The following is a 17,080-nucleotide window of genomic DNA, read 5'->3' as shown; positions in this document are numbered from 1 at the left end:
AACTCAGCCATCGAGCTGCGAAAACAGAATCGTCGCCGGGAACGGGCTTTCCAGAACGACCGCCTCTTGATGCGTGTCGACCAACCGGTAGACGCGAGTGGCCCAATCGAGGCGGTATTCGTGAATCATCTTCACGTACAAGCTCGCATCCAGGTGAACGACGAGATATACGGGGATGCCTTCATAGGCGTATTCCGCCAGCTTGTCGACAGTGTCGGTGTAGCCGGATCCGGGGGAAACGACCTCACCAACCAGCAAAGCAGCGCCGGTCGTCAGTTTCGACCCGCGCTCGACACAGCGATAGACGGTGACATCCGGTCGGCGAAACGAGAACGCGCCGTCGCGGTTTCGCCGTCGCGTGAAATGAACATCGACGTCGGTCGACACGCGCGTACAAGGGTCGGCGGGCTTGGCGGCCTCCAGCTGGTTGGCCAGTCGGCGTGCCACATCGCTATATTCGGGCGAACCGCTCTGGCAGCGAATGATGTTGCCGTCGATGACCTCGATCAGCTTGCGCAGATAGCCCGGCAGCTGGTCATAGTCGGCCTCGGTCATCTCCAAGGCGCCAGGATCGTCGGCCCACACCGGTAGTACGCGCACTGGCTGCCTCGCTCGCAGAAAGGTTATCGGTCATGCTACGCAGCATGTCGCCGGAGCATGACCGTGCAACCGAGAGCCTTCGGCGTTATGAGGTCGACTGGGCCTGCGCGGCGGCCAAGGCCTCTTCCTGGATGCGGGGGAATTGGGCGGCCATGGCTTCGGAGAGGGCTTGGGCGGCGGAGAGCGGGCGGATCATGACGGTGAGGCTGTCGATCTTGCCGTTGTCGTCGTAGTGCAGGAAGTCGCAGCCGTTGACGGTCTTGCCGTCGACCTTCGCCTCGAAGATCAGCGCGTGGTCGCGGCCGTCGGGGTTGGCGATCTCGCGCAGGTAGTGGAAGTCCTCGAAGACGCGCAGCACGCCGCGCAGGATGGCGGCGGTGATCGCCTTGCCGGGGTAGGGCTTGAACGCGACCGGGCTGGTGAAGACGACGTTGTCGGCGAGCAGCGCCTCGACCGCCTCGGTGTCTCTGGCTTCGACGGCCTCGCGGAACGTAGTCATCACGGCACCTCGCATATGCAACTCGTTGAATAGGGTCGGTTCGAGGGTAACGCAGAAACTTCCGAGCGGCACCCGCGCACGGGCCCGCCGCGGATGATCAGTGCGGGCGCTTGGGACGCTTGTCCATGAGCCGCAGGATCAACGGCGTGAAGATCAGCTGCATCGCCAGTGCCATTTTGCCGCCGGGCACCACGATGCAGTTGGGCCGCGACATGAACGAGTCGTGCAGCATCGACAGCAGGTAGGGGAAGTCGATGACCTTGGGGTCGGCGAAGCGGATGACGACGAAGCTTTCGTCGGCGGTCGGAATGCTGCGTGCGATGAAGGGGTTCGAGGTGTCCACGGTGGGCACGCGCTGGAAGTTGACGTAGGTGTGCGAGAACTGCGGGCAGATGTATTTCACGTAGTCCGGCATGCGCCGCAGGATCGTATCGATCACCGCCTCGCTGGAGTACCCGCGTTCGGTCTTGTCGCGGATCACCTTCTGAATCCATTCCAGATTCACGATCGGCACCACACCCACCAGCAGATCCGCGTACTGCGCGACATTCACGCTGTCGGTGACGGCGGCACCGTGTAGCCCTTCGTAGAACAGCAGATCGCTGCCCGGCACCAGATCCTGCCATGGCGTGAACGTGCCCGCGGGCTGCGCGTGCGGCTTGGCCTCGACCTCATCGTGCAGATACTTGCGCACCGCCCCGACCCCGGTCTCGCCGTAATCACGAAACAGCGTCTCCAGTTCTTTGAGCAGATTCGCCTCCTCGCCGAAATGCGAGAAGGTGAGATTGCGGTTCTGTTCGGCCTCGGCCATCGCAAGCTTCATCTCGTTGCGGTCGTAGCGGTGGAACGAATCACCCTCCACCACAACGGCATTGATGCCTTCCCTGCGGAATATCTCCTGAAATGTCCGCGTGACGCTTGTCGTTCCCGCACCGGATGATCCGGTGATCGCGACGACGGGATGCTTGACCGACATGGCACCTCCTCGATGGCACAACAGATTTCAGTGCGGCGCCGGGCGAAACAGCGACCGCGACCCGAACAACGAGCTGTCGAAGACATGCCCCTCGTCGGGCTCGCTGTGATACCGCTCGATCCGCTCGACCTCGTTGCGCGACCCGAAGATCAACGGCACCTGGTGGTGCACGTGCTCGGGCGGCACCTCCAGCACCCGCTCGCCCCCCGTGGTCGCCCACCCACCGGCCTGCTCGACGATGAACGCGATCGGATTGGCCCCATACAGCAACGACACCCGCCCCGGACGCACCGGCGGACGGTTGTCGTGCGGATACAGATACACCCCGCCCCTGGTCAGAATGTGGAAGGTGTCCGCGACCAGCGAGGCAACCCAGCGCATATTGAAATCGCGCCCGCGCGGCCCCTCCACCCCGTCGAGGCACTCGTGCACGTAGCGGCGCACCGGCCGCTCCCAGAACCGCTCGTTGGCGGCGTTGATCGCGAACCCGGAGGTGTCCTCGGGGATGCGCATCCGCGGATGGGTCAGCACGAACGCGCCGATCTCGCGGTCGAGGGTGAATCCGTCGACACCGCTGCCGGTGGTGATCACCAGCATGGTCGCCGGGCCGTAGAGGGTGAACCCGGCACACACCTGACGCACGCCGGGCTGCAGGAAATCATCCGCGGTGGGCGAGCCGCTCTCGCGCTCCGGTGCGCGCAGTACGCTGAAAATCGTTCCGACAGGCAGATTTACGTCGATGTTGGAAGACCCGTCGAGGGGATCGAAGGCGAGCAGATACTTGCCGCGCCGATGCGCGTCGGGCACCGGGTGACTGGTCGTCATCTGCTCCGACACCAGCGCGGCCAGATGCCCGGTCCATTGCGTCTCGCTCACCATGATGTCGTTGGCGATGGCGTCGAGCTTGCGGTGCACCGTCGGTGGCAGATTATCCGGCTCGGCGGCGCGGTATTCACCCACCCCGTCGGCTTCGCCTCCTGCCGTCCCCCTGTGTTCACCCACCCCGTCGGCTTCGCCTCCTGCCGTCCCCCTGTGTTCACCCACCCCGTCGGCTTCGCCTCCTGCCGTCCCCCAGCGCGATCCGACAATGGCACCCCGGGTCACCTGATTGGCGATCATCTTCGTCGCGGTGGCAACAACATTCAGCAACGCGGAGAACTCACCGGACGAGCCGGGGTGCCGATGCTCCTCCTCGATCGTGTATCGGGTGAGCGTCTTCAGTCCCTCTGGCATGGGCGCCTCGATCTCGTCACGCTGGGGCCCGCGCGCTCGGCCCGTCCTGCGGTGCGGTGCTGTCGGTGAACACGCTGCTGCCGTAGACATCCCGGTCGGTCAGCGTGATCAGATCGGTCCTGGTCAGCGGCCGGTGCAGCTCCACCAGCCGCTTGGCCTGCCGCAGCCGGCAGCGGTCCAGCGCGTTGCGCACGCTGCGCGCGTTGGAGAACCGGGCCCGGGTCATCCGCAGTTCCAGATACTCGGCGAAGGCGGTATGCGCGGGCGGGTCGAAGCGAAAGTTCTCCCCCGCCACCATGAGTTCGGCGATACCCATCAGCTCGTCATGGGTGTAGTCGGCGAACTCCAGATGGTGGGCCACCCGTGAGGACAGGCCGGGATTGGCGGAGAAGAAACGCTCCATCCGGTCCGGGTAACCCGCGAAGATCACCACCAGGCTGGCGCGCTCACTTTCCATCTCCTGCAACAGGATTTCGATGACCTCTTGGCCGTAGTCCCGCTCGTTCTCCGGGCGGAACAGGTAGTAGGCCTCGTCGATGAACAGCACCCCGCCTGCCGCCTTGGCCAGTGCCTCCTTGGTTTTCGGCGCCGTGTGGCCGATGAACTGGCCCACCAGGTCATCCCGGGTGACGGTGTGCACCTTGGGCTTTCGGATATAGCCAAGTGCGTGCAGCATTTCGGCCATGCGGAGCGCGACGGTGGTCTTGCCGGTGCCAGGACCGCCGGTGAAGCTCATGTGCATGGTGGGCCGCGAGGAACTCAGGCCGAAACGTTGCCGGGCCCGGTCGATCAGCAGCAGTGCCGCGATCTCGCGCACCCGGCGTTTGACGTTGGCCAAGCCGACGAGTTCGGCGTCGAGCCTGCGCAGCGTGTCCTCGACGTCGTTGCCCGCGATGTCGGTCGAAAGATCCAGCACCGCGTCGTCATCCAGAATATCGGGCGCGTCGGCTTCTGCAGGCTCGGCGCGCACCGGCCTGCCGTCGCCCGTGCCGGGACGGTGTAGTCGGAAGCCGTTGGCCTCAGCCGCCATACCGCTGTCCCTGGCGATCGTCGGTGGCGTAGGAGCGCAGGCCGTACTTCTGCTGACGATCCGGTCCTTCCAGGCGGGTCAGCAGGAAGCCCGGTTCGTCGGCCGGACGCTGCACCAGGAAGCTCAGCGCCGTGGTCTGCCTGCCGAAGCGGGCGTCGTAGGCCAGCACCCGCACGTAGTGGCGCGGGAAAGTCGAACGGCAGGCATTGATTTCGGCGAGGACACCGTCGGGCTCGTCCAGATCGAACAGCGGCAGCCCCCACATCTCCCAGTAGGCGTTACGGGGATGTGGGTCGTCGGTGTACTCGATCGACACCGGCCAGCTGTTGAGCAGCGCGTAGCGCACCTGGGCGGAGATTTCCGCGTCGGTGAATTCCGGCAGGTACGAAAAGGTTCCGTGACGCAGGTACATGATGTGTGCTCCAGGGGATTTCAGCGCGTGGCCGTCGGCACCGCATCCGGTGCGTCGGTGGAGGTGTAGTCGAAGGTGACATCGCCCCAGGTCGCCAGCGCGACCTCGAGCGGACGGCAGATCTCGGCGGCCTTACGCAATACGTCCGGGCCTTCTTTGAGCAGATCGCGACCTTCGTTGCGGGCCTTGACCACTGCCTCCAATGCCACCCGATTGGCCTCGGCACCGGCCGCGATCCCCAGCGGATGCCCGATGGTGCCGCCGCCGAACTGCAGGATCACGTCATCGCCGAAAAGGTCGAGCAGCTGATGCATCTGCCCCGCGTGAATACCACCGGACGCCACCGGCATCACCCCGGGCAGGCTCGCCCAGTCCTGGTCGAAGAAGATCCCGTTGCCGAGGTTCGCGGGAATGTGGTTGTCGCGCAACGTGTCATAGAACCCCCGCGTCGTCGCCGGGTCGCCCTCGAGCTTGCCGACCACCGTGCCCGCGTGCAGATGATCGACCCCGATCAGCCTGCACCACTTGGCAAGCACCCGGAAGCTCACCCCGTGTGTCTTCTGCCGGGTGAAGGTGGAATGCCCGGCCCGGTGCAGGTGCAGCAGCAGCCCGTTGCGCCGCGCCCAGTGCGACATCGATTGCATCGCGGTGTATCCCACGGTCAGGTCGATCATGATCACCACACTGCCCAGTTCCTTGGCGAACTCGGCCCGCTCGTACATGTCCTCCATCGACGCCGCGGTGACATTGAGGTAGTGACCCTTGATCTCACCGGTCTCGGCCATGGCGCGGTTCACGCCCTCCATCGCGAACAGATAGCGATCGCGCCACCGCATGAACGGCTGGGAGTTGATGTTTTCGTCGTCCTTGGTGAAATCCAGCCCGCCCTTGCACGCCTCATAGACCACCCGGCCGTAATTACGCGCCGACAGACCGAGTTTCGGCTTCACCGTGGCCCCCAGCAGCGGCCGGCCGTACTTGGTGAGATATTCGCGTTCCATCACCGTGCCGTGCGGCGGACCCTGAAAGGTCTTCACATACGCCACCGGAATCCGCATGTCCTCCAGGCGCAGCGCCAGCAGCGGCTTGAAACCGAACACATTGCCGATCACCGAGGACGTCAGGTTGGTGATCGAGCCCTCCTCGAACAGGTCGAGATCGTAAGCGACATAAGCGAAATACTCCCCTGGGCGCCCCGGCACCTCGTCGACGCGATAACACTTGGCCTGATACTTCGAGTGCGCGGTGAGCCGGTCGGTCCACACCACCGTCCATGTCGCCGTGGACGATTCACCCGCCACCGCCGCCGAGGCCTCGATCGGATCCACGCCGGGCTGCGGAGTCACCCGGAATACGGCCAGCACATCGGTATCCGACGGCTGATAGTCCGGCGCGTAATACCCCATAGACGCATACGATTGAACGCCCGGATCCCACCGGTCCCGCTCGGTCTCTTCGGCCATTGTTCCTCCTGGCAGTCGTTACTGCGGGACGCCCGTTGCCGGGGTCGGGTTGTGCGCGTTACGAATTCCAGGATGACGGCAGCGCCGACAACAAACAATTTGATTGTTCCTGCGAAAGCTCAACGAAATAGTCAGGTTTCGCGCGACCCTGATCGGGTAAAGGAGTTCGCGGGCGGCGGAAAACTTCCGGAAACCGCAGCGAACACCCCGGGACGCGCACCGTCCCGGGGTGTTCACGCGCGGCGCGGAAAGGGACTCACGCGCCGCCGTCGGGTCGACCTCGACATCATCGATGTTTCCACAGATCACCACCCCCGCGCCGCACCCGCGGAGCCGTCAATTCCGTTGGCACCAGAGTCACCGTCGATCGTTTGCTACCGTCGGCAGATGGGAGCGGTCAGTGCGGCCAGGATGGAAACATTCCTGGTGGTCGCCCGCCTCAGCAGCATTCGTCGCGCCGCCACTCAGCTGCACATCACCGAGGCCGCCGTCTCCGCCGCCGTCGCGCACATCGAAAAACAGCTCGGCGCCAAGCTCATCGCCAAATCCGGGCGCGGCATCGCGCTCACCGAAGCGGGCCGCGTCTACGCAGAATACTGCCGCAGCATCCTCGGCCTGATGAAAGAAGCCCACGCCGCCGTCCAGCAGGCCGAAACCGGGCGACTACGCATCGGCGTCGTCGCCACCGCAGGTGAATACGTCCTGCTGCGCCCGCTCGCCGCATTCCGCAACCGCTACCCCGACATCGAGCTCAGCCTGTCCGTGCACCCTCGCGACGTCCTGTTCCTCGAATTGCAGCACCACGAAACGGATCTCGTCATCGCGGGCCGGCCACCCCGCAACACCGGCCTGGTCATCCGCGCCCGCCGCCCGAGCGACCTCATCGTCGTCGGCGCCACCGACCACGACCCGCTCCGCACCACCTGGCTACTGCGCGGGCGCGGCTCCGGCACCCGCGACGCCACCCTCGCCCTCCTCGACCAACTCGACATCACCCCACCCACCCTCACCCTCGGCAGTCACGGCGCCGTCCTCGCCGCCGCCCGAGAAGGCCTCGGCGTCACCCTCATCCACAGCGACGCCGTCTCCCACGACCTCGAATCCGGCACCCTGCGCATCCTCCCCGTCACCGGCACCCCCCTCGACCGCCCCTGGCACGCCATCACCACCCGCACCCCCACCCCCACCACCCGCCTCTTCCTCACTCATATTCTCGACCCCGAAGAAGTAGGCCCCGCCGCCTTCTACCCGGCCTGATCCCAGCGCCGCATCAGCTGAACCGCATGGTGAATGTGGTTGCGGCTCAGCCGCTATTGCGCCGTTGCTCAACACCATTCATTACGATCTGTTGCGCCGCCAGACCTCGTAAACCGCCACGACAAAGCCGCTCGCGCCAGCGAGGACTGCCACTCCGGCGTTGCCGACGGTCACTAGAACGATCACGGTTGCCGCGATCATGGTCAGTGCGATCAGGTCGATGGCCCAGTGCCCGATCCGGCGTTCCGGGTTTCCTGGGATGATATGGGCGGGGCGTTTGGTTACTCTCATTGTGTTCCGTTGTTCAGGTTTCGCAGCATGGACATTCGGGATGCTCAGTCGCCCCCGTCTGCTCCAGCAGGCGGGGGTGTACTTGTTCCAGAACTCCGGCGATCACGCTGGACTGCCAGGGGGTGTGCCAGTGTCCGAGAACGTTTATCGTTAAAGCATGAAATCGCAACGGAGAGCCGCGTGGGCACTTCTCAAATAGATCAATTCGGAAAGTCTGAAAAAGATCTTCACGCGGAATATTTCGACGGCCCGCAACCGTCGCGGACGTGCCGCAACCGCGTTTCAGCTTGCTGATCAGCGCTCGGCCCGCGCTGCGAGTCAGGGGTGCGGACACAGGCGATCCCTTCCGATTTACTGCATTCGATCATGTAGCGCAAAGCCCTTGACGTATTCTCTAGGAAGGTCCAGGCATGGATCGCTTTGGGCTGCGATCTAGAAAGCCGGTTCGGTCCTGCTTGGGTTGTTCAGCCTGCCAAAGCCACTCTCTCGAAACCCGTAACTTGTTACGGGTTTTCGGTCACAAAAAAACATAGAATGTCGCTATGACGAGCGGTCGTGGGGATAACAACGACAGCGTGGGCGCCCGGATACGCCGGGCGCGGAAGGCGAAGAACCTCAGCCAGGCAGAGCTAGGCGCACTGGTGGGCCGGTCGGAGTCGTGGCTCGAGAAAATCGAGAATGGCCGGCTTGCCCTGGAGAAGTTCTCACTCATCGACAGACTCGCCGAAGTCCTCGCCATCGATGTCGCGTGGCTGCTCGGTCAGCCGTATCACCCCGGCGAGCCCGCGCATAACGCCGGACATAGCGAAGTCCCCACCCTGCGAACCGCATTGCGCCGCACCAGCTTGATCCTGTCCGGGCACCCCCGCATACACGCTGTCGGCGTGCCGCAATCGTTGAGTGCGTTGCGCAACAGCGTGAACCGGGTGACCCGGCGCCGCCAAGCGGCGAACCTCCTCGAGGTGATGCTCGCGCTACCCGAGTTGGTCGAGGCCCTCAATACCCGAGCACTCGACACCGCGGGAACGCCGCAGAGAGACGTTGTGTATGGGCTCATCGTCGAGACGGGCCACATAGCACGCATGGCGCTCAATCAGCTCGGCTACCACGACCTCGCGTGGACCGCCGTCGAGAACGCCGCCATCGGGGCGGCGATAGTCGACGATCCCCTGCTCAAGGCATGCTCGGCGTGGGACCGGTGCGGTGTCCTGCTGCATACCGGGTCACCCTCGGAGGTCTTTACAGTCGCCGAAGCCGCGATGAACGACCTGGCCGATCTGCTCAAAGCGCCGACCCCGCAGGTGTTGTCGCTCTACGGTGCGCTCAACCTCCGTTGCGCGGTCGCCGCGTCGCGACGCCATGACGCGGGCACTGCCGCACAGCACCTCGACGAGGCTCAACGTGTCGCTGCCCGTTTGGGTGTGGACCGCAACGATTTTCAGACCGTGTTCGGCCCGGGCAACGTCGCGATACACGCGACCGAGATCGCGGTCGAACTCGATCAGCCAGACATCGCGCTGGCGCGAAAGGGCCGATTCGACCTGGCGGCCGTGCCCTCCAAGGAGCGTCACACCAGCCACTACATCGACCTGGCCCGCGCCTACAGCCAACTCAGCCAGGACGCCGTCGCGGTAGCGACGCTGCGCCAGGCCGCCGCTATCGCCCCGCACTATGTCTACAACCACCCTCTTGCCCGCGGCCTTGTCGAACATCTGCTACGTCGCGCCCAACCGACTGCGTTCGACGCCGGGCTGGCCGGCCTCGAACGCGCTATGGGTCTGGGCTGAGTGTCTCGAGCGACGCTGCGCCCTAGTTGCGGCGGGCTGAGTCGAGCGCCGAAAGGAACGGATCGGCGTCGTCCACGTTGACCACGATCGATCGGGGTGATACTCGGCGCCAACCTTGGGTGCGGGCGGGGATTGGTTCGGTGAGGTCGATGCGGGCCAGGGATGCGGGGGGCGGATGGCGGTCCAGGTGGAGAACGGAAACCTCCCACTACGCCGAGGAAGCTGACTCCGGCGACCAGGGCCGCCCATGCTCCCCTGCGGCCCAACCCGATACGCACCGGCTCGGCAATCGCTGTCGCACTACGCAGTGTAGTAGCGGCTGTGGCTGCTAGCGACCTTGCAGGGATTTGACGTTGTTGCCGAAGGTCCAGTTGCGTGAACCGTCCCAGTTGATGGACCAGGTCATCAGGCCCTTCAACTGATTCGCGGAGCCGGTGCCGTAATGGTTCCAGGCCTGGGCGACCAGGTTCGGGGCCATGTAGCCGCCGCCCGCGCCGGGCTGGGCCGGGAGGCCGGGGGCTTGCTTGTCATAGGGGACGGTGATGGTGGTTCCCTGGACGGTGAGACCCTTTGCCAGGCAGTCGGTTTGGGCGATGAAGCCCTGAACGGTTCCGGCCTGGTAGGAGTCGCCCGCGCAGCCGTACATGCTGCCGTTGTAGTACTGCATGTTGAGCCACCAGAGGCGGCCGTTGTCGGCGTATTTCTTGATGATCGGGAGGTAGGCGCCCCAGATCGAACCGTAGGTGACACTGCCGCCGGTGACGTACGCGGTTTCGGGGGCCATGGTCAGGCCGAAGCCCGCGGGCATCTGGGCCAGCACACCGTCGATGATGCGCACCAGATTGGCCTGGGAGGTCGACAGGGTCTTGATGTTGCCGCTGCCGACCAGGCCGGTTTCCAGGTCGATATCGATGCCGTCGAAGTTGTACTGCTTCAGGATCGGCACGATGGTCGCGACGAACCGGTCGGCGACCGCACTGGAGTTGAGGTCGATGCCTGCCGCCGCACCGCCGATCGACATCAGGATAGTGGCACCGGCCGCCTTGGCCTGGCACATCTCCGTGGGCGTCGCGACCTTCACGGTCGCGTCCATCCCGTCCTCCCAGCGCGCGGTGCCGTCGGATTCGATAACCGGGAACGCCGCGTTGATGACATTGTGGCCGTGCGCGGCGATGCGAGCGTCGGTGATCGGGATCCAGCCCATACCCGGATGAACACCATTGGACGCACCGTCCCAGTTCTCCCAATAGCCTTGCAGCACTTTCCCTGTCGGCTTCGGCTTAGTGGGACAGGTGGTGTCGTTCGCCGCCGCGGAAACACCCGGCGCGACCGCGACAACCATCGTCCCGATCGCCGCCAGCAAAGCCATCACAAACCGGAGCAGCACCAAGCGATGGCCGACCCCACGAGAGCCACATGTGGAATTCATAGCTAAGTAGAACCACACCCAGAATGATCAACTCCAATGGCGACAACTGGGGAGCAGCACGTTTCCGAAATTGGCCACCGCACCGTCCCCGAGAATTGAGCCCGAATTCCCTTCGTAAAAGACGCTTCCATGATCATGGGGAATTGATGCAAGTGCTCTCTCGAACGATGCCGACACCAATACCCCATGATCTTGGTCGCGACCCACCACGTCGAAATCCGCACCCTTTCTCGGGACCCGCACCGACTAGGGGCCCCTAAAGACGGTGCGGATCCCAAGAGAGAGTGCGGAATTCGATGTTGCTGGCCGTTCGGGGCGAGGTGCGCAGCCAACCGGACGTGGCGGCGGGACCGCTTGCGGTTTGCCGCCACGTCCAGTTGATGGTGCTGGTTACAATTGACCGTGTTGGGAGTCGAAGGTGACGACGCGGCCGCCGAGTTGGACCTGGGCGCCGGGGGTCAGCTTCACCGGGTGGCCGGGGATGGCGCGGGTCCAATCCTGGTGGCCGGGTTGGCGGATGTGGGTGCCGTTGGTGGAGCCGCCGTCGACGACGGTGACGTCCCAGTCGATGAGGCGAATCTCGGCGTGGGCGCGCGACATTCCGCCCGACGCGTCCTCCAACCGGACCGGGCGGGCACCGCGGGCAACGGCGTCCGCGTGTTCGGGTTCGCGCCCGAGCACGCAGTCGTTGTCGAGGACGAACGAGGTGCCGTCGTCGAGCAGCAGCAGCCCGAGCGGTGGGCGGACACCATCGGTGAGGATGCAGGTCAACTGGTCCATTCGGATGCCGCAGACCGCACAGAACGACACCCGCGGATCGTTGAGATGGTCACGCGCACATTTGAATCCCTTGACCACGAAACCGTGCGGGGCCCCCTCGGGAATCGGAGCGCCGCCCAGAACCCGGGCAACCAACCCCTCGGCCGAGACCATCGTCTCTTGAAGATCGACATCGCTGACGAACCCCTGATCCAAAACCTGATCCTGCGTCCCGGATTCCTGCGGTGCAATGCCAAGCTGTTCACCGCCATACGCCCCCTCCACCTTCCTCAGGTTCGCCGGCATCGCAATGCGCGGCGGAGCCGAACTCACCGACGGCGATTCTTGGCTCGGCCACTCAGGATGCGCACTGGAGTAATCCGGCGGAGTCAGGCCCATCGATGACGAGTCGTCGCTCGACCTGGGGGCACCCGAGGCGCCGTACGAGTCAGGCATCGCAAGGTCCGGCGGAGCCGAACTTACAAACGGCGAATCTTGGCTAAGCCCTTCGGGATTCGCGCTCGAATAATCGAGCGGACGCGGCGGAGCCACGCCCATCGGAGACGAGTCATCGCTCGGTCCCTCAGCACCCGAGGCGCTATACGCGTGGTGCGAATGCGGCGGAGTCATCGCTCCGCGTGGTGGAGTCACACTGATGGGTGGCGAGCCTTCATACGACTCGGAACCCGTAGGTTCAGCCCCGCCCGAGAGGCGCGGCCCACTCGGCGGCTCCCCTGCCGAGCCTTCACCGAACGATCCACTGCTGCCTGCAGCTCCGCCCGAGAAACCCGGCGCGCTCGGCGCGCTTCCCCCCAGCGGGGACAAGCCATGATTGACCGCCCCGATGTCCCCCGGCTCTGTAGCGCCACGGAAACGCGGCGCGCTCGCAGGCTGCCCCGCGGCAGGGGACGATTCTTCGTACGGCGACTTGGTGTTCGCAGGCACGGCCGCGCCAGGAGATTGCGACTCGTAGCCGACCGCCCCGATCCTCCCCGGCGCCGCGCCAGAGTCGTGCGGCACTCCGGAAGACTCTGCCGCAACGGATGGCGATTGTTCGCTGCCCGGCCCAGTGCTGCCCGGCGCGACAGAGCCGGGGAAGTGTGACCCGCTCGAAGGCTCTCCGGCGAGAGGTGGCGAGTCTTCATGCCGCACCTCGGGACTCACAGGTAGGGCCGGATCCTGGAAGCGTCGCCCACTAGAGGGTTCTGCGCCAAGCGGCGACGCTTCTCCGCTGAGTGCCCCCGTACGTTCTGACTGCGCCGCATCGGCGAAGTGCGCTGCGTGCGAAGGCTCCAGCGGGTGGGGTGACGTTTCTTCATCGAGCGACCCAGGAGGTTCTGATGCGGCCGCATCGGAGTAATGCGGTGCGCGCGAGGCATCCTGGGTGGGAGGTGAGGAGTCGTCGCCGGACGACCCTGGCTGTTCTGGTACCGCTGTGTCGGGGTAATGCGCCGCGCGCGTGGGCTCCCATGCGGGGTGCGATGAGTCGCCGCCGGGCGCACCGGGACGGCCTGACTCGGTCGTGTCGGGGTAATGCGCTGCGCGCGAAGGCTCCCGGGCTGAGGGTGAGAATTCGTCGCCGGGCGGCGCCGGGCGTTCTGGTACGGCCGCCTCAGAGTAATGCGGTGCGCGCGAGGGCTCCAGTGGATGGGGTGACGTTTCCTCATCGAGCGCTCCGGGACGTCCTGATGCGGCCGCGCCGGGGTAATGCGCTGCGCGCGAAGGCTTCCGCGCGGGGAGTGTTGATTCGTCGCCGGGCGACCCAGTGCGTTCTGGTACGGCCATGTCGGAGTACTGCGCTGCGTGCGAGGGCCCCTGCGCGGGGGCTGATGTTTCGTCACCGAGCGTCTCGGGGCGTGCCGACTCGGCCGTGTCGGTGTAATGCGCTGCGGGTGAGGGCTCCCGGGCTAGGGGTGATGATTCATCGCCAGGCGCCCCAGTGTGTTGTGGTACCGCTGTGTCGAGGAAGAGCCCGGGCTCCGGTGCGGCGTGGGCTGATGCGCCATAGTGCCCCTGCTCGCCACCTGTCGGAGTCGCAGGGTCTACGACGGGCTCCCGCCAGATCGGCGACGTGCTGTAGTTTTCCGTCGGCGCATCCAGAGATTCATCGCGCTTCCACAGGTCGGCCACTCGTTGCGGTTCGGACTCATGCTGGAAGTCAGACCCGCGCCGCAAGTCAGACTTTCGCTGTAAATCGGGCCCATGCCTCGAGTCAGAGTCACGCTGCCGGTCGGGCCCATGCCGCAAGTCGGACCCGCGCTGGAAATCTGCCCCATGTTGCAGGTCGGGCCCGCGCTGCAATTCAGAACCCTGCTGGAGGTCTGCCCCATGCTGAGGGTCGAGCCCAGGCTGCAACTCAGAACCCTGCTGTAGGTCCGCTTCATGCCAAGGGTCAGATCCATGCTGCACGTCAGAGTAACGCCGCAAGTCAGACCAACGGTCCGGGTCCGACCCTTGCTGTAAGTCGGGTTCATGCCGCGAGTCAGAGTCACGCTGCAGGTCGGGTTCGTGCTGCAAGTCGGACCCGCGCTGGAGGTCTGCCCCATACTGCAGGTCGGGCTCATGCTGGAAGTCAGACCCGCGCTGGGGGTCTGCCCCGTATCGAGGGTCGGACCCAGGCGGCAAGTCAGACCCCCGCCGCACGTCAGAGTCAGACCGACGCTCCGGGTCGGAAGCGTGCTCCGGGTCGGGCATTCGCCGCGGATCGAAGGCGTCTTGGGGCGGGGACTCGCGCCACGGTTCGAACGCCGGGCGACTGTCGGAGACGGCCTGCGTCGACGCCCCACCCTGCGGAGCCGCCTCCTCGACAAACTCAGGATCGGCCGCATCGAACCACAGAACTGCTCCGGCCCCCGGCGCAGTACCGTCCCCGAGCGCGAAAACTCCTCGCGCAGGCAGCATCTCGACCTCGCGGCCCACCTCATCGACAAACAACCCGGCCCCGATCCCCGGTGCGGGCAGCACCACCCGATCAACGGTGAACCCCGCCTCGCGCCCTCGCAGCACCTCCGACCGCTCCACCCCGGCCAGCACCGCTGACACCCCACCGTGCAGGAACACCGCGATCCCACCGTCCCCCGGCGTGATCACCCCGAACTCGACCTCGTCAACATCCCCGTTCGCCAACCCCATCAACCAGTTGGTAGCCAACCGCGCCACCGTCCGCCCCCGACGCCGTGGCTCGCGCGCGTCGGCTTGCCGCACGATGTCGAGCAGCTCGGTCATTGCCCGCGCCGCCACCGAATCCGCGGTCACCACGCGCTCTCCTCGATGCGCGACCACCACCACAACACCGCCGGCACCGGCCACCAGGTGACCACCGGGAAGAACCTCGATCTGCCTACTCACAAGAACCTGCCACCTTGAAAACGCCACCGATGAAACACCACCCGCATCGGCCCATTGACGATGAGCCAGAACACAATCCAGGTGACGATGAACTGAATCAGGAACGCGGTCAGCGACGGATGCAGCGCCTCGGGCAACACCACGGTCGTGTACCGGATGAGCACCCACATGAGCGCCCCCTCGTTGACCATGGTGCAGAAGCCGAACAGGGTCGGCCAATCCTTTTCCCAGCGGAACTGTTGTAAGAAATGGTAGAGCAACTCCCACAGCACCCCGATCAGCACGATGGCGAGCAGGACGGACAACGTCACCCGGTAGGCCTGCCCGAGACTCAGCGAGCCGGTGGGCAGGAACGGGGTGATGATCAGCGCGACGAAAAACCCGATCACGCTCAGCGCAAGGACGCGGGTCTGCATTCGCCCGTTCAAAGTTGGCAGCATCAGCTCAGATCTTCTTGTTGGTGACCCATGACCACCACTGGCGCGTCGAGCGCAGTGGACCCATCCGGCGGCAGAATCCCAGCGCCGCCAGATCGTCCGCGATCTCCTGCGCGGCGATCTGCAAGCCGAGGAAGGTGTCGACTCCGACGAACGGCCCACCCAGCGTCGCGCTACCGGATGCATAGATGCGTCCGGTGCCACTTCGCGTGCCGATCAACTCGAAGGTGGTGTCCACATCCAAGCGCCCCACCGGATTACGCCCGGCACCGGCGTGATCGAGCAGGTCTGCCAGCAGCCGATGCTCACGGATGTCGGCTTCGAGTCCGGTGCAGTCGATGATGTAATCGACTGTGGTGTCGAAAGGTTGCGTCGGCGGCGGAGTCGGCAGCTCCGCGGTGGGGTCGGGAATGATCGTGGCGACCACCCCTTGCCGTCCCTCGGCGGGCCGCGGTGCGCGCATGGTCCCGGCCATCACCTGATACCACCCCTGTTTGCGCCCGCGCTTCAACTGCTCCTGCCACGAGGACCGGATCGGCGTATTGGTCCCGGAGATTTCCTTGTACGCCGCGGCCCGCTGCTCGCCTTGCAACGTACGTATCTTCCGCTTGAGCTGCCCGCCCCACACCGACTTCGGATAGTTGAAGCCCTGGTAGGCCCAGCCGTCGGCCCCCGGGCGCCGGTTGAACACATTCTTGCCGTGCGATCTTGCGACGTAGGTCCGGAACAGGTGCAGGATCTGCGTGTTCAACTGCAACCTGTCCCGATCATCGATGAGCCGCTGCAACACCCGGCTCGCCACGATCCCGCTACCGCGGATCAGCACTGTCGCCTGCCTGCGCTGCAACGCTTGATAGACGTGCTCGTGCGGCTCATACGCGTTCACCACCCGAGTCGGATCCCGATGCGTCTCGCGATACTCCTGCAGATCCGGCAGCAACTTCAGCCCCGGATACCCCACGGCCACATGCACATACGTGCTGCGAAACGCCACCCGCTTGGTCGGCGTCGACCCCTCGGCGGGGGTCAGCACGGTGAAGTACCCGCCGCCTTGACGTTTGCGCACCATGCGAACCTGCCCACGATGCAACGAGCTCGCGTAGTCGATGCGCCGGAACTCACGCTCCATCCCGGCGAACGCCGCCCCCGCCCGCGGCGTGTAGTAGTTCGCGAAGATCGGCTCCACGAACACATTCCACAGCGGCCTGATCGACTTGTCCGCGATGGCCTCGCGCACCGCGTAGGACGGGAACCCCCACATGTTGTCCGGCTCCGACGCCGAGTCGCTGCGCAACCGCTCGCCGCGCGGAATCTGCGACACCCGCGTCAGATACTCATAGGACGACCACGGGTGCTCCTGCGGCCCGAGCACCGCCATCGATTGCGCGGGCACCCCGAAGATCCGCAACGTGTCATAGGTGACGAACGACCCGATCCCACTGCCGATCGTCACGAACGGCACATCGATCACCGGAATCCCGGTGCTGTCCAGCATTTCATCGGTCCACACGTCGGTATCGACGAGCGCCTGGGTTAGATCTCCCCGCATTTCGGGCACT

The 17,080-nt window shown here is 65.2% G+C and carries 14 protein-coding genes; 2 read left to right on the top strand and 12 right to left on the bottom strand.

Annotated features, from left to right (window positions below):
- Positions 1-3 precede the first annotated feature (3 nt).
- The 7 genes from ACIBCN_RS23125 to ACIBCN_RS23095 all read right to left on the bottom strand — a co-directional run bounded on the left by ACIBCN_RS23125 (position 4) and on the right by ACIBCN_RS23095 (position 6,213).
- Positions 4-555 (bottom strand): Uma2 family endonuclease, encoded by a 552-nt coding sequence (locus tag ACIBCN_RS23125; RefSeq protein WP_396993939.1) that lies wholly within the window; start codon positions 553-555, stop codon positions 4-6.
- 130 nt (positions 556-685) lie between these two features.
- Positions 686-1,099, bottom strand: a complete 414-nt coding sequence (locus ACIBCN_RS23120) for a nuclear transport factor 2 family protein (RefSeq protein ID WP_396993688.1) — start codon at positions 1,097-1,099, stop codon at positions 686-688.
- Positions 1,100-1,196: 97 nt separating this feature from the next.
- Entirely contained in the window at positions 1,197-2,075 is an 879-nt protein-coding gene (locus tag ACIBCN_RS23115; RefSeq protein WP_396993687.1) for a phosphoribulokinase, read from the bottom strand.
- Between the two features lie 27 nt (positions 2,076-2,102).
- On the bottom strand, positions 2,103-3,308 hold the full coding sequence (locus tag ACIBCN_RS23110) for a class 1 fructose-bisphosphatase (protein ID WP_396993686.1): 1,206 nt from the start codon (positions 3,306-3,308) through the stop codon (positions 2,103-2,105).
- A 16-nt stretch (positions 3,309-3,324) separates the two neighbouring features.
- The gene (locus ACIBCN_RS23105; protein ID WP_396993685.1) at positions 3,325-4,338 is read right to left on the bottom strand and encodes an AAA family ATPase; all 1,014 of its coding nucleotides are present in this window, start codon (positions 4,336-4,338) and stop codon (positions 3,325-3,327) included.
- Positions 4,328-4,750, bottom strand: a complete 423-nt coding sequence (locus ACIBCN_RS23100; protein ID WP_396993684.1) for a ribulose bisphosphate carboxylase small subunit — start codon at positions 4,748-4,750, stop codon at positions 4,328-4,330. Before ACIBCN_RS23100 ends, ACIBCN_RS23105 begins: the two co-directional genes overlap by 11 nt.
- A gap of 20 nt (positions 4,751-4,770) precedes the next feature.
- Positions 4,771-6,213 (bottom strand): form I ribulose bisphosphate carboxylase large subunit, encoded by a 1,443-nt coding sequence (locus ACIBCN_RS23095; RefSeq protein WP_396993683.1) that lies wholly within the window; start codon positions 6,211-6,213, stop codon positions 4,771-4,773.
- A 387-nt stretch (positions 6,214-6,600) separates the two neighbouring features.
- On the opposite strand from ACIBCN_RS23095, the gene ACIBCN_RS23090 reads away from it, so the two are divergent.
- Positions 6,601-7,470: a LysR family transcriptional regulator gene (locus ACIBCN_RS23090; protein ID WP_396993682.1), complete on the top strand. Its 870-nt coding sequence runs from the start codon at positions 6,601-6,603 to the stop codon at positions 7,468-7,470.
- Between the two features lie 81 nt (positions 7,471-7,551).
- Here the strand turns inward: ACIBCN_RS23090 and ACIBCN_RS23085 are convergent, their stop codons facing one another.
- A complete protein-coding gene (locus ACIBCN_RS23085; protein ID WP_396993681.1) occupies positions 7,552-7,761 on the bottom strand; it encodes a hypothetical protein in 210 nt (69 codons plus the stop codon).
- A gap of 542 nt (positions 7,762-8,303) precedes the next feature.
- Here ACIBCN_RS23085 and ACIBCN_RS23080 point away from each other — a divergent pair.
- Positions 8,304-9,548, top strand: a complete 1,245-nt coding sequence (locus ACIBCN_RS23080) for a helix-turn-helix domain-containing protein (protein ID WP_396993680.1) — start codon at positions 8,304-8,306, stop codon at positions 9,546-9,548.
- Positions 9,549-9,876: 328 nt separating this feature from the next.
- Here ACIBCN_RS23080 and ACIBCN_RS23075 read toward each other — a convergent pair whose 3' ends face one another.
- The 4 genes from ACIBCN_RS23075 to ACIBCN_RS23060 form a co-directional block, all read right to left on the bottom strand.
- Positions 9,877-10,917: a chitinase gene (locus tag ACIBCN_RS23075; protein ID WP_396993679.1), complete on the bottom strand. Its 1,041-nt coding sequence runs from the start codon at positions 10,915-10,917 to the stop codon at positions 9,877-9,879.
- Positions 10,918-11,367: 450 nt separating this feature from the next.
- On the bottom strand, positions 11,368-11,952 hold the full coding sequence (locus tag ACIBCN_RS23070) for an FHA domain-containing protein (RefSeq protein WP_396993678.1): 585 nt from the start codon (positions 11,950-11,952) through the stop codon (positions 11,368-11,370).
- Positions 11,953-15,080: 3,128 nt separating this feature from the next.
- Positions 15,081-15,524 carry a hypothetical protein gene (locus tag ACIBCN_RS23065; RefSeq protein ID WP_396993677.1) on the bottom strand — a complete coding sequence of 148 codons (444 nt, stop codon included), beginning with the start codon at positions 15,522-15,524 and terminating at the stop codon, positions 15,081-15,083.
- A 4-nt stretch (positions 15,525-15,528) separates the two neighbouring features.
- Positions 15,529-17,070, bottom strand: coding sequence for a hypothetical protein (locus tag ACIBCN_RS23060; protein WP_396993676.1), 1,542 nt, complete (start codon positions 17,068-17,070; stop codon positions 15,529-15,531).
- Positions 17,071-17,080 lie beyond the last annotated feature (10 nt).

This window comes from Nocardia sp. NPDC051052, from assembly GCF_044456045.1.
In the GTDB taxonomy this organism is placed as follows: domain Bacteria; phylum Actinomycetota; class Actinomycetes; order Mycobacteriales; family Mycobacteriaceae; genus Nocardia.
This window is presented reverse-complemented; position numbering and strand designations above follow the sequence as displayed.

Coding starts and splice junctions, on each gene's coding strand:
- ACIBCN_RS23125 (WP_396993939.1), bottom strand. CDS start 555: ATGACCGAGGCCGACTATGACCAGCTGCCGGGCTATCTGCGCAAGCTG.
- ACIBCN_RS23120 (WP_396993688.1), bottom strand. CDS start 1,099: ATGACTACGTTCCGCGAGGCCGTCGAAGCCAGAGACACCGAGGCGGTC.
- ACIBCN_RS23115 (WP_396993687.1), bottom strand. CDS start 2,075: ATGTCGGTCAAGCATCCCGTCGTCGCGATCACCGGATCATCCGGTGCG.
- ACIBCN_RS23110 (WP_396993686.1), bottom strand. CDS start 3,308: ATGCCAGAGGGACTGAAGACGCTCACCCGATACACGATCGAGGAGGAG.
- ACIBCN_RS23105 (WP_396993685.1), bottom strand. CDS start 4,338: ATGGCGGCTGAGGCCAACGGCTTCCGACTACACCGTCCCGGCACGGGC.
- ACIBCN_RS23100 (WP_396993684.1), bottom strand. CDS start 4,750: ATGTACCTGCGTCACGGAACCTTTTCGTACCTGCCGGAATTCACCGAC.
- ACIBCN_RS23095 (WP_396993683.1), bottom strand. CDS start 6,213: ATGGCCGAAGAGACCGAGCGGGACCGGTGGGATCCGGGCGTTCAATCG.
- ACIBCN_RS23090 (WP_396993682.1), top strand. CDS start 6,601: ATGGGAGCGGTCAGTGCGGCCAGGATGGAAACATTCCTGGTGGTCGCC.
- ACIBCN_RS23085 (WP_396993681.1), bottom strand. CDS start 7,761: ATGAGAGTAACCAAACGCCCCGCCCATATCATCCCAGGAAACCCGGAA.
- ACIBCN_RS23080 (WP_396993680.1), top strand. CDS start 8,304: ATGACGAGCGGTCGTGGGGATAACAACGACAGCGTGGGCGCCCGGATA.
- ACIBCN_RS23075 (WP_396993679.1), bottom strand. CDS start 10,917: ATGGCTTTGCTGGCGGCGATCGGGACGATGGTTGTCGCGGTCGCGCCG.
- ACIBCN_RS23065 (WP_396993677.1), bottom strand. CDS start 15,524: ATGCTGCCAACTTTGAACGGGCGAATGCAGACCCGCGTCCTTGCGCTG.
- ACIBCN_RS23060 (WP_396993676.1), bottom strand. CDS start 17,070: ATGCGGGGAGATCTAACCCAGGCGCTCGTCGATACCGACGTGTGGACC.